At 59.7% G+C, this 12,303-nt stretch carries 9 protein-coding genes; 8 read left to right on the forward strand and 1 reads right to left on the reverse strand.

Features of this window, described 5'->3' with window-relative positions:
* Nucleotides 1–115: 115 nt before the first annotated feature.
* The 7 genes from KGB24_RS27985 (at nucleotide 116) to KGB24_RS28015 (ending at nucleotide 10,807) form a co-directional block, all read left to right on the forward strand.
* Entirely contained in the window at nucleotides 116–745 is a 630-nt protein-coding gene (locus tag KGB24_RS27985; RefSeq protein ID WP_008025927.1) for a LysE family translocator, read from the forward strand.
* A gap of 262 nt (nucleotides 746–1,007) precedes the next feature.
* On the forward strand, nucleotides 1,008–2,690 hold the full coding sequence (locus KGB24_RS27990) for a fatty acid--CoA ligase (RefSeq protein WP_008025929.1): 1,683 nt from the start codon (nucleotides 1,008–1,010) through the stop codon (nucleotides 2,688–2,690).
* A 337-nt stretch (nucleotides 2,691–3,027) separates the two neighbouring features.
* Nucleotides 3,028–4,965, forward strand: coding sequence for a DUF1302 domain-containing protein (locus KGB24_RS27995; protein WP_008025930.1), 1,938 nt, complete (start codon nucleotides 3,028–3,030; stop codon nucleotides 4,963–4,965).
* Between the two features lie 28 nt (nucleotides 4,966–4,993).
* Nucleotides 4,994–6,358: a DUF1329 domain-containing protein gene (locus KGB24_RS28000; protein WP_008025932.1), complete on the forward strand. Its 1,365-nt coding sequence runs from the start codon at nucleotides 4,994–4,996 to the stop codon at nucleotides 6,356–6,358.
* Between the two features lie 174 nt (nucleotides 6,359–6,532).
* Nucleotides 6,533–9,271 carry a LuxR C-terminal-related transcriptional regulator gene (locus KGB24_RS28005; protein ID WP_223415072.1) on the forward strand — a complete coding sequence of 913 codons (2,739 nt, stop codon included), beginning with the start codon at nucleotides 6,533–6,535 and terminating at the stop codon, nucleotides 9,269–9,271.
* Nucleotides 9,272–9,358: 87 nt separating this feature from the next.
* Nucleotides 9,359–10,000, forward strand: a complete 642-nt coding sequence (locus KGB24_RS28010) for an MBL fold metallo-hydrolase (RefSeq protein ID WP_008025937.1) — start codon at nucleotides 9,359–9,361, stop codon at nucleotides 9,998–10,000.
* 102 nt (nucleotides 10,001–10,102) lie between these two features.
* A complete protein-coding gene (locus tag KGB24_RS28015; protein ID WP_008025938.1) occupies nucleotides 10,103–10,807 on the forward strand; it encodes an OmpA family protein in 705 nt (234 codons plus the stop codon).
* A gap of 276 nt (nucleotides 10,808–11,083) precedes the next feature.
* On the opposite strand, the gene KGB24_RS28020 is transcribed toward KGB24_RS28015, so the two are convergent.
* Nucleotides 11,084–11,518, reverse strand: coding sequence for a YhcB family protein (locus KGB24_RS28020; RefSeq protein WP_008025941.1), 435 nt, complete (start codon nucleotides 11,516–11,518; stop codon nucleotides 11,084–11,086).
* 144 nt (nucleotides 11,519–11,662) lie between these two features.
* On the opposite strand from KGB24_RS28020, the gene KGB24_RS28025 reads away from it, so the two are divergent.
* Entirely contained in the window at nucleotides 11,663–12,292 is a 630-nt protein-coding gene (locus KGB24_RS28025) for an alpha/beta hydrolase (protein ID WP_223415073.1), read from the forward strand.
* Nucleotides 12,293–12,303 lie beyond the last annotated feature (11 nt).

The raw sequence follows: 12,303 nt of genomic DNA on the forward strand, positions 1-12,303 counted from the left end.
TCAGTCGACATTGATGTTGTCTGACACAACGCCTTCGCGAGCAAGCCCGCTCCCACAGGGACGATGTCAGTCTGCACGTGTTAATTCGACCAATTTGCCCCCCAGAGGAGCCCCCATGTACTGGACAGAGTTCTTGACCGTTGCCCTGATTCACCTGCTGGCCGTCGCCAGCCCCGGCCCGGATTTCGCCGTGGTGGTGCGTGAGAGCGTGACCCACGGTCGTCGCGCCGGCACCTGGACGGCGATGGGGGTCGGTACGGCGATTTTCCTGCACGTCGGTTATTCGCTGCTCGGTATCGGCCTGATCGTGTCCCAGTCGATCGTGCTGTTCAACGCCTTGAAATGGGCCGCCGCCGCGTATCTGCTGTACATCGGTTTCAAGGCCCTGCGCGCGCAACCGGCCAAACCGGTGACTGACGATCTGCACAAGGAAGCGGGTGAGCGCACCGCTCGCGGCGCCTTCACCTCGGGTTTCGTGACCAACGGTCTGAACCCGAAAGCCACGCTGTTCTTCCTGTCGTTGTTCACCGTGGTGATCAATCCGCATACGCCATTGGCGGTGCAGGCCGGTTACGGGGTTTACCTGGCGGCGGCGACGGCTTTCTGGTTCTGCCTGGTGGCGATGCTGTTCAGCCAGCAGCGTGTACGCGCCGGTTTCGCCCGCATGGGCCACTGGTTCGACCGGACCATGGGCGCCGTGCTGATCGCCATCGGCGTGAAACTCGCGTTTACCGAGATGCACTGATCGACGAACACCACCCTTTGTAGGAGCCAGCTTGCTGGCGATGGTCTTTAACGATGACGCATCTATTCTGGAAAGGATGCGGCGCCTGCAAGACCATCGCCAGCAAGCCGGCTCCTACAGGTCTGGATAGCTGTTAAATGCTGGCGCAACGCTAGCATTTGCTGAATGTTGCAAATCATTCCTTCGGCTGATTTGGTTGTCATGGAAGGGCACTAGAGTGCTTACTTTCAGCCACGACCGTGCAGTCAGAAAAGGGATTCTTATGTTGCAGACTCGCGTTATCCCCCCAGCCGAAGGCGCTTACCAGTATCCGCTGCTGATCAAACGGCTGCTGATGTCCGGCGCGCGCTATGAGAAAACCCGCGAGATCATTTACCGCGATCAATTGCGCTACAGCTATCCGACCCTGATCGAACGGGTCGCACGCCTGGCCAACGTGCTGACGGCGGCCGGCGTCAAGGCCGGCGATACCGTGGCGGTGATGGACTGGGACAGCCATCGTTATCTGGAATGCATGTTTGCCATTCCGATGATCGGCGCGGTGATCCACACCATCAACGTGCGCCTGTCGCCGGAACAGATCCTCTACACCATGAATCACGCCGAGGACCGCTTCGTGCTGGTCAACAGCGAATTCGTCGGGCTGTACAACGCGATTGCCGGGCACCTGACCACGGTCGAGAAAACCCTGCTGCTGACCGACCTGCCGGAAAAAACCGCCGACCTGCCGAACCTCGTCGGTGAATACGAGCAGTTGCTGGCGGCCGCGAGCACGCAGTACGACTTCCAGGATTTCGACGAAAATTCGGTCGCGACCACCTTCTATACCACCGGCACCACCGGCAATCCCAAAGGCGTGTACTTCACTCATCGGCAACTGGTGCTGCACACCATGGGCGTGTCGACCATCATGGGCGCCATCGACAGCGTGCGGCTGTTGGGCACCAACGACGTGTACATGCCGATCACCCCGATGTTCCATGTGCACGCCTGGGGCTTGCCGTATGTGGCGACCATGCTCGGGCTCAAGCAGGTTTATCCGGGGCGCTACGATCCCGAATACCTGGTGGAGCTGTGGCGCAAGGAAAAGGTCACCTTCTCGCATTGCGTACCGACCATCCTGCAGATGGTTCTCAACGCCAAGGCAGCGCAAGGCACCGACTTCGGCGGCTGGAAAATCGTCATCGGCGGCAGTGCATTGAATCGTGCGTTGTACGAAGCCGCCAAAGCCAAAGGCATTCAGCTGACCGCCGCGTACGGCATGTCGGAAACCGGCCCGCTGGTTTCCTGTGCGCACCTCAACGATGAGCTGATGGCGGGCACCGAAGACGAACGCACCACGTACCGGATCAAGGCCGGTGTGCCGGGGCCTTTGGTGGAAGCGGCCATTGTCGACACCGACGGTAACTTCCTGCCCGCCGATGGCGAGACCCAGGGTGAGCTGGTGCTGCGTGCGCCGTGGCTCACCGAAGGCTATTTCAATGAACCGCAGAAGGGTGCCGAGCTCTGGGCCGGTGGCTGGCTGCACACCGGGGACGTGGCGACGCTGGACAGCATGGGCGTGATCGACATTCGCGACCGGATCAAGGATGTGATCAAGACCGGTGGCGAATGGATTTCCTCCCTGGACCTGGAAGACCTGATCAGTCGCCATGCAGCGGTACGTGAAGTAGCAGTGGTGGGCATTGCCGATCCGCAGTGGGGGGAGCGCCCGTTTGCCTTGCTGGTGATCCGCGAGGGCCATGTAATCGGGGCCAGGGAACTCAAGGAACACCTCAAGCCATTTGTGGAACTGGGGCACCTGAGCAAGTGGGCCATCCCGAGCCAGATCGCCCTTGTTACTGAAATTCCCAAGACCAGTGTCGGCAAACTCGACAAGAAGCGGATCCGCCTCGACATCACTGAGTGGCAGGCCAACAACAGCACCTTCCTTTCGACGCTTTAAGCGTCTTCCGGCGTGCCCGAAATGGCACGCCAGCCCCACCAAGCAAGCGCTTGGCTTGTGAAATCAGAATTTTCAGCCATCCTTGCCGTGCCGACAGGTGTCGGCCTGGCGAAAGGACTGTTCCAGAGTGGCCGGCAGCTGCAAATCACACTTTAGAGGGATCAAGCAGTACTACCTGCTGGCTATAGTCCGCTCAAGGATTTTTAAGAACGGGGCACACGCACAAAACGGGGCGATGCAACTTTGGAGTGAATTCGGAATGCCTTGGCTTCCGGTCAACCACAGCGTTTTTAAAAGTACTCAATGCCATAACAATAATGCACATGGAGTAGCGTCGATGACATCAGTAAACCAGTTCTGGCGCCGGGCAAAACTGCCTCTGGCTGTCAGTCTTGCCTCTACGCTCGCCGGGCCCGCATTCGGCGTCAGTTTCAACGTTGGTGAAATCGAAGGTCAATTCGACTCATCCCTGTCGATTGGTGCCAGTTGGTCTACCGAGAGTGCCAACAAGAACCTCATCGGCGTCAACAACGGTGGCCGTGGCCTGTCCCAGACCTCCGATGACGGCCACTTGAACTTCAAGAGCGGGGAAACTTTCTCGAAGATCTTCAAAGGCATCCATGACCTTGAATTGAAATACGGCGACACCGGTATCTTCGTCCGGGGCAAATACTGGTATGACTTCGAACTCAAGGACGAAGACCGTCCGTTCAAGGACATCAGCGACAACAACCGCAAGGAAGGCGCCAAGTCCTCCGGCGGGCAAATTCTCGACGCCTTCGTCTACCACAACTACTCGGTTGCCGATCAGCCGGGTTCCGTGCGTCTGGGCAAGCAAGTGGTCAGCTGGGGCGAGAGTACGTTCATCGGTGGCGGCATCAACTCGATCAACCCGATCGACGTTTCCGCGTTCCGCCGTCCAGGTGCCGAGATCAAGGAAGGCCTGATCCCGGTCAACATGTTCTACGTGTCCCAGAGCCTGACCGAGAACCTTTCGACCGAAGCGTTCTATCAAATCGAGTGGGACCAGACCGTTGCCGACAACTGCGGCACATTCTTCTCGCAACCGGACGTGATTGCGGATGGCTGCGACCAAAACCTGGCCGTGCTGCGTACCCGTAACGGCCTCAATAGCGCACTGGCGGGCGCGGGACTGCCGGCCGGGTTGCGTAATGCCGCCATCAACACCCTGGCTGCCCGTGGTGTGTCCTGGGGTAACCCGGATGAAGGTGTCATCGTTCGTCGCGGCCCGGATCGCGATGCACGTGACAGCGGCCAGTTCGGCGTGTCCTTCAAGTACATGTTCGATCCACTGGACACCGAATTCGGTGCCTATTTCATGAACTACCACAGCCGTGCGCCGATTTTCAGCGGCAAGGGTGCCCCGGCGAGCGCTTACAGCGCGGCGGGCCTGGTGGGCTCCCTGGTTGGCGCGGGTGTTCCGTTAGGTGTCGCGGCTGGCCTGGCTCCGACCTTGCTGCCGTTGCAAGTGGCGGGTAACTCCAGCTACTTCGTCGAATACCCGGAAGACATTCGCCTGTATGGCCTGAGCTTCTCCACCACGTTGCCTACGGGTACCGCCTGGAGTGGTGAGTTCAGCTACCGTCCGAACGCACCGGTTCAGCTCAACACCACCGACATTCTCTTTTCCGGCCTGACGCCACTGAACCCTAACGTTTCCGTACTTCAAGGGCGTCCAGGGGAAGATCAACATGGTTATCGCCGCAAGGAAGTGAGCCAGCTGCAAACGACCTTCACGCACTTCTTCGATCAGGTGATGGGCGCTGAGCGACTGACGCTGGTGGGCGAGGTGGGCTGGACTCACGTCGGCGGCCTGGAAAGCACATCGAAAGCACGTTACGGGCGTGACCCGAGCTACGGCCCTGGCCCATTGCCAGGTGGGCAGTGCCAGGCATTGAACGCTTCGACTCTGGCGGGTGGACCACAAAACAACGTCAGTCGTTACTGTGAAAACGATGGCTTCACCACCACAGATTCCTGGGGCTATCGCGCTCGTGCGATCTGGGAATACAACGACGTGATCGCCGGTGTGAACTTCAAGCCGAACATCGCCTGGTCCCATGACGTCGACGGTTACTCGCCTGGCCCTGGCGGCAACTTCGAGGAAGGTCGCAAAGCGGTCAGCCTGGGTCTCGATGCCGAGTACCAGAACACCTACACCGCGTCCCTGGCCTACACCAACTTCTTTGACGGCAAGTACACCACCGTGGATGACCGCGACTTCGTTGCGCTCAGCTTCGGCGTGAACTTCTAAGCACTGCATTTTCAGGACGAACACACCTATGAAAACAACAAAGAGTCTGTTCCACGCCGGATTTCTGGGGCTTACGCTGCTGGCGACCAGCGTGATGGCAGCGGTCCCTGCGGCCGAAGCGGACAAGCTGGGCAAGAGCCTGACGCCAATGGGCGCCGAGATGGCGGGTAATGCCGACGGTTCGATTCCAGCCTGGAAGCCGATGGCGAAAAACGCCGGCACCGCCGACGCCAAAGGTTTCCTGTCCGACCCGTTCGCCAGTGAAAAACCGCTGTTCACCATCACGGCGCAGAACGTCGACCAGTACAAGGACAAGCTCGCTCCGGGCCAGTACGCGATGTTCAAGCGTTACCCGGAAACCTTCAAGATGCCGGTTTACCCGTCCCATCGCGGCGCTACCGTGCCGGATGACGTGTTCGCTGCCATCAAGAAAAACGCCACCGCCACTGAGCTGGTGTCCGGCGGCAACGGGCTGAAAAACTTCGAAACCGCGGTACCGTTTCCGATTCCGAAAACCGGTGTCGAAGTCATCTGGAACCACATCACCCGCTATCGCGGTGGCAGCGTGACCCGTCTGGTGACCCAGGCCACTCCGCAGCCGAATGGCTCGTACAGCCTGGTCTACTTTCAGGACCAGTTCGTATTCCGCGACAAGATGAAGGATTTCGATCCGGCGAACCCGGGCAACATCCTGTTCTACTTCAAGCAGGAAGTGACCGCGCCGGCGCGTCTGGCCGGTGGTGTGCTGCTGGTGCACGAAACCCTCGATCAGGTGGCGGAACCACGTTCGGCGTGGGTCTACAACGCCGGTCAGCGTCGTGTGCGTCGTGCACCGCAAGTGTCCTATGACGGGCCGGGTACCGCGGCGGACGGCCTGCGTACCTCCGACAACCTGGACATGTACAACGGTGCGCCGGATCGTTACGACTGGAAGCTCGAAGGCAAGAAAGAGATGTACATCGCCTCCGACAGCTACAAGCTCGACGATCCGAAGCTGAAGTACGCCGACATCATCAAGGCCGGTCACATCAACCAGGACCTGGCTCGTTACGAGCTGCGTCGGGTCTGGCATGTGGTTGCAACCCTGAAGGAAGGTCAGCGTCACATCTACGCCAAGCGTGACTTCTACATCGACGAAGACACCTGGCAAGCAGCGGTGATCGATCACTACGACGGTCGCAATCAACTCTGGCGTGTAGCGGAAGCTCACTCCCAGAACTACTACAACGTTCAAGTGCCGTGGTACACCCTGGAAGCCCTGTACGACCTGCAGTCCGGCCGTTACCTGGCACTGGGCATGAAGAACGAAGAGAAGTCGGCATACAACTTCGGTTTCACTGCCACCACCAGCGACTTCACGCCTGCGGCATTGCGTCAGACCGGGGTTCGTTAACCTGAACTGAACAGAGGCCGCATCCTCGAAAGAAGCCCCGACTGGTTCGGGGCTTTTTTTTGTTCGTAGACTTTTTGTAGCCATTTGTAGCAATAACCTTCATTACCTCTTCGTTTACCGCTAGTCTGCGGACATCTGCAACGCCGCCAACAGCATTTCAAACAAGAGCCGGCCATGACTGATCTGTCCCCACTCCCGGGCCCTGCAAGCGTTACCGTCGCAACATTGGACGGGCGTTTTTATCGGCCTCCGCTGCCCGACGGCCATGTGCTGCGGCCTCGTTTATGCGAGCGCCTCAGTGCCGGTCTCGGCGGCAGGCTGCTGCTGGTCAGCGCGCCGGCGGGGTTTGGCAAGAGCTCATTGGCTGTGGAGTTCTGCCAGGGGCTGCCGGCGCATTGGCAAAGTCTCTGGCTGGGGTTGAGTCCGCGGGACAACGATCCAGGCCGTTTTCTGGAGCGATTGCTCGAAGGTCTTCAGGACTTTTTTCCGCAGTTGGGCCGCCAGTCTCTGGGGCTGTTGAAAATGCGTCAGCGGCATCAGCCGTTTGCTTTTGAAGAATGGCTGGACGGTTTGCTCGATGAGTTGGCCGTGCACCTGTTGCCGACGGCGCCATTGCTACTGGTCCTCGATGACTATCATCTGGCCCAGGGGCCGGTGCTCGATCGTTGCCTGCAGTTTTTCCTCAATCACCTTCCCGACGGCTTGCTGGTGATGGTCACCAGCCGCCAGCGTCCGGACTGGCATCTGGCACGGCTGCGGTTGTCGCGACAACTGCTCGAGTTGAATGAGCAGGATCTGCGCCTGACCCACGATGAAGCCTTGACCCTGCTCGATCGGCACAGCAGTTCGTTGCGCGGCGAAGCACTGGAAAACCTGATCCAGCGCAGTGAAGGCTGGGTTGCCGGCTTGCGTTTCTGGTTGCTGGCGGCCTCCGAAGCGGGCTCCGACGGTGCGTTACCCCAGTCCCTGCACGGTGGGGAAGGGCTGATTCGCGATTACCTGCTCGAAGAGGTCATCGATTGTCTGCCCGCCGAGGTGCAGTCGTTCCTTTATGACACGGCCCCTCAAGAGCGTTTTTGCAGCGAGCTGTGCGATGCTGTTCGCGAGGCGCATGACAGCGCCGAGATCCTGCGTTTTCTGCTTGCGCACCAAGTGTTCCTCGTACCGCTGGACGAGCATGGCCACTGGTACCGCTATCACCATCTGTTTTCCGACCTGCTGCGCACTCGACCAACCTCACAGGCGATGGTGCCGGCGGCCAGCCTGCATCTGCGCGCGTGTCGCTGGTTCAATGCCCAGGGCCTGCTCGATGAGGCGGTGGAGCAAGCGTTGCGCGCCGGGCATCTGGATGTCGCGGCCAACCTGGTGCAGAACCTTTCGGAAGAGCAATTGCTGGCGGAACAGAATGTCGGCATGTTGCTGCGCTGGAAAATGGACTTGCCCGACAGCCTGCTGATCAGCACGCCACGGTTGATCGTGCTTTACAGCTGGGCCTTGGGGCTGGCCTGTCAGCTCGACGCCGCCGAAGAGTTGGCCAGTCATCTGAGCCGCTTCCTGCCGGCACCGTCGGCCACTGCGCAGAAATCCATGCTGGCGCAATGGCTGGCCTTGAGCGGGATCATTGCCCGCGGGCGCGGCAACCGCGAATTGACGCTGCTGTATTGCACCGAAGCGCTGGAAAGCCTGCCATCGAAACGCTACGGCCAGCGCCTGATGTGTCTCTCGACCCTTTCCAACCTGGCCATTGCCGACGGCGACTTGTGGCGTGCCCGTGGCTTGAACCGCGACTCTCTTGAACTGGCGCAACGGGTGGGTAATCCGTTGTTCGAAGCGCTGGCCCATTACGACCGGGCGCGCGTGTTGCAGGCGCGAGGGGAAATCCTGCGCTCGCTGGACGAAGTCCGTCAGGGGCTGCAACGCCTGCAAGGGTTGTCGCCGCAGCGGCTGTATGCCGTGCGCGCTCGATTGACCTTGTACGAAGGATTTCTTCTGGCCCTGCGTCTGCAACCTCAGACCGCGCGGCTGCGTTTACAGGCCGGTTTGACTGAGGCCCGCGCCTGTCGCGACATCAGTGTCCTGATCGGCCATTGCGTGATTGCCCGGCTCGAAGGCAGCAGCGGCGAGTTCGCCAAGGCCTTTGCCGAACTCGCCGAAGCCGAACGGCTGATGCATATCTGGGACGTCCCGCCGATTTACTACCTGGCGATGATTACCCTGGTCAAATGCGAACTCTGGCTGGCCCAGGGACGCACCGATCTTGCGGAAGCCTGGCTCGCACGACTGGGCCAGACCTACAACGGCGAAACGCCTGCGGCACCGCCGGAATTCCATCCGCAACTGCCACTGCATATCGAGTTGCAGCAGGCCTTGCTTGAGGTCATTCAGGCGCAGCCGATGCTGGCCGAAGGGCGATTGAATGCGTTACTCGAGCATGGTCAGCAAACCGGTCGTCAGTTGCTCAGTGTGATGGCGCTGACACAAAAAACCGAACTGCTCCTTGCGCACAACCGCGAGCCTGAAGCCCGGCAGTCCTTCGCTCAGGCCCTTGAAGCGGCCAGTGGCGGCGCGCTGCAGCCTTTTGATGGCTTGTTGAATAAATGCCCTGACTGGCTTCGCGATCAACTGCAGAACTGCGCGAAAGCGACGGTATCGCAGAGCCTGTCGGAGCGACTCCCCGTTACCGCTGCACGCCTTGCTCCGGAGCCCTCACAAGCCTGCGAGCAACTCAGTTCCCGCGAACTGTCGGTTCTGAAACTCATTGCCCAAGGCTGCTCGAACCAGGAAATCAGCGATCAGCTATTCATTTCCCTGCACACGGTGAAAACCCACGCCAGCCACATCAACAGCAAACTCGGGGTTGAACGGCGCACGCAAGCGGTGGCACGGGCCAAGGCATTGGGAGTGTTGGGCTGACGTAGTGTGACGATACACAGGCGGTCAATGGCTGGACGCAATTGTGTGCGAAAATCCCTCGTCCCCGTTTTTATCGAGCATGCCCCGATGTCCCAGCAACCGACCCTCATCCGCGAAACCTTCCCCGTCGGCCCTTTGCAGTGCAACTGCACGATCATCGGCGATCCGGTGACGAAGAAGGCCATCGTGGTCGATCCGGGCGGCAATCACGAATTGATCCTCGCACGGCTCGATGCCCTGGGTCTGAAGGTTGTCAGCATCATCCATACCCATGCGCACCTCGATCACTTCCTGGCCTCCGGTCAGTTGAAGGAGAAAACCGGCGCGACCCTGCACTTGCACAAAGAGGATCAGTTCCTCTGGGACAATCTGGAGATGCAATGCCAGATGTTCGGTGTGCCGTACACGCCGGTTCCATCGCCGGATCGCTGGTTGGCCGACGATGAAGAACTCGCCTGCGGTTGCGGCGTGGCGTTGCACACGCCAGGTCATACGCCGGGTTCCATGAGCTTTTGGTTTTCAGAGGCTAAGCTGCTGATTGCCGGTGACACGTTGTTTCGTCGCGGGGTAGGGCGCACGGATTTGTGGGGTGGCGATCAGGCGACCATCGTGCGGTCGATCAAACAGCGCCTGTACACCCTTGATGAGGACGCAACGGTGGTGACCGGTCATGGTCCGGATACGCGTCTGGGTGATGAAATGCGCGACAACCCTTTTGTGCGGGCTTAAGGGGGGCGACGGAATTTTCTGCGCCCGAAATGATCCAACACCCGCAAAGAACCAATGCCTAAGACCCGTTGCATCCCAGAATGCAAAAAGTAGGAGCTCTTCATGTTCACCAAGCAGCGTTTGATTATTGTCGCTACGGCTGTGGCCTTGCTGTCAGGCTGCGCCTCGCCCAACCCATATGACAGCAGCCAGGGGCAGGCCGACGGTGGTTCCACGGGCATGAGCAAAACCGCCAAGTACGGCGGCCTCGGCGCTCTGGCGGGTGCGTTGGCCGGTGCCGCCATCAGCCACGATAACCGTGGCAAGGGTGCGCTGATCGGCGCCGCCGTAGTGGGTGCTTCGGCTGCCGGGTACGGTTACTACGCCGACCAGCAAGAGAAAAAACTGCGCGCCAGCATGGCCAACACCGGTGTTGAAGTGCAGCGCCAGGGCGATCAGATCAAGCTGATCATGCCGGGCAACATCACGTTCGCCACCGATTCGGCGAACATCGCTTCCAGCTTCTATCAGCCACTGAACAACCTGGCCGGTTCGCTCAAAGAGTTCAACCAGAACCAGATCGAAATCGTTGGCTACACCGACAGCACCGGGAGCCGTCAGCACAACATGGACCTGTCCCAGCGTCGTGCGCAGAGCGTGGCGACTTACCTGACGTCCCAAGGTGTCAGTGGTGCCAACCTGTCGGCACGTGGCGCCGGCCCGGATAGCCCGGTTGCCAGCAATGCCGATGCCAATGGCCGGGCACAGAACCGTCGCGTCGAGGTCAACCTCAAGGCGATTCCGGGTCAAGAGTATCCACAGCAGTAAACGCAGCCCCTTTACCCACCTGACTGAACCCCAGGCGTAAAAAAAACTGCCCGATCCTAAACAGATCGGGCGGTTTTTTTTGTGTCGAAAGTTCTGGCCCCTTCGCGGGCAAGCCCGCTCCCACAGTGACCGAGTCGCTTGATAGGTACGCGATCCCTGTGGGAGCGGGCTTGCCCGCGAAGGGGCCGAGTCGGCACCAAAGGTATTGGATCAGCAAAAAAAAAGCCCCCGGACAATCACTCGTCCGAGGGCTTTTGTGTATCGCGCGAAACCTGATTACTTCTTCAGGCCGTAATGCTCATCAAGCATGCCCGGCGCGTTCGGGGCTTTGGGGGCGTAGTCGCGAGGCGGCTCCTGATTGCGCGGTGGCGTCAGGCGTTCCCGTGGGGCCGCTGCCGCGTCGGCGTGCAGCGAAGCCAGCAGGCGTTGGCGGGTTTGCTCGTCCAGGGCCAGGCGGTTGGCACCCTCGGCGAGGTGATCCTGCACTTCCTGATAGCTCTGAGTCAGTTTCTTGACCAGGTTTGCAGTGCTGTTGAAGTGGGTAACCACCTCGTTCTGATAACTGTCAAAACGTTCCTGAATGTCATCCAGCTGACGTTGGGTACTGCTCGGCGCGGCGTTCGGCACCAGGCGAGCGATCAGGAATCCAATGGCGACACCCACAACCAGGGCAAGAGTCGGCAACAACCAAACTAAGAGCGAGTGTTCCACGAGTCCTTCCTCTATAAACGGCTTTGCTTTACGTTAACGGCTCGAACCTGCGCTGTATACCGCGATTCACTCGCAATACATCGGCACAGACAATTTGCTAGACGAGTCGACCCGATTCGAGGTCACGGAGTTCCTTCCTTGCTTATGCGCGAAACCCCTGTAGTGATTGACGGCCCGGTCGGGCAATTGGAAGCACTTTACCTGGATATCGAGCAGCCGCGCGGCATCGCGCTGATCTGCCACCCGAACCCGGTGCAGGGCGGCACCATGCTCAACAAAGTGGTCTCGACCCTGCAGCGCACCGCGCGCGATGCCGGTTTGATTACTTTGCGTTTCAACTACCGTGGCGTCGGTGCCAGCGAAGGCTCGCACGACATGGGGACCGGCGAAGTCGACGACGCCCAGGCAGCGGCCGCATGGCTACGGGCGAAACATCCTGATTTGCCGCTGACGTTGTTCGGTTTTTCCTTCGGCGGTTTTGTTGCAGCAAGTCTCGGCGGACGACTGGAGGCCAAGGGCGAACAGCTCAAGCATTTGTTCATGGTGGCCGCCGCTGTTACCCGGCTCAATGGTTACGACCTGCTGCCGGTGAACTGCCCGCTGACCCTGATCCAGCCGGAAACAGATGAAGTCATTGACCCGCAAGCCGTCTACGACTGGTCCGAGAAACTCGATCGTCCCCATGAGCTGCTGAAAGTGGCAGAATGCGGACACTTTTTTCATGGCAAGCTGACCGATCTCAAGGATCTGATCCTGCCGCGTCTTTCGAATTGATTGCAGTCTGA

The sequence above is a fragment of the Pseudomonas sp. BF-RE-25 genome (assembly GCF_019956105.1).
In the GTDB taxonomy this organism is placed as follows: domain Bacteria; phylum Pseudomonadota; class Gammaproteobacteria; order Pseudomonadales; family Pseudomonadaceae; genus Aquipseudomonas; species Aquipseudomonas migulae.

Excerpts from the sequence above, each read along its gene's own strand:
- KGB24_RS27985 (WP_008025927.1), top strand. The coding sequence starts at position 116 with ATGTACTGGACAGAGTTCTTGACCGTTGCCCTGATTCACCTGCTGGCC.
- KGB24_RS27990 (WP_008025929.1), top strand. The coding sequence starts at position 1,008 with ATGTTGCAGACTCGCGTTATCCCCCCAGCCGAAGGCGCTTACCAGTAT.
- KGB24_RS27995 (WP_008025930.1), top strand. The coding sequence starts at position 3,028 with ATGACATCAGTAAACCAGTTCTGGCGCCGGGCAAAACTGCCTCTGGCT.
- KGB24_RS28000 (WP_008025932.1), top strand. The coding sequence starts at position 4,994 with ATGAAAACAACAAAGAGTCTGTTCCACGCCGGATTTCTGGGGCTTACG.
- KGB24_RS28005 (WP_223415072.1), top strand. The coding sequence starts at position 6,533 with ATGACTGATCTGTCCCCACTCCCGGGCCCTGCAAGCGTTACCGTCGCA.
- KGB24_RS28010 (WP_008025937.1), top strand. The coding sequence starts at position 9,359 with ATGTCCCAGCAACCGACCCTCATCCGCGAAACCTTCCCCGTCGGCCCT.
- KGB24_RS28015 (WP_008025938.1), top strand. The coding sequence starts at position 10,103 with ATGTTCACCAAGCAGCGTTTGATTATTGTCGCTACGGCTGTGGCCTTG.
- KGB24_RS28025 (WP_223415073.1), top strand. The coding sequence starts at position 11,663 with ATGCGCGAAACCCCTGTAGTGATTGACGGCCCGGTCGGGCAATTGGAA.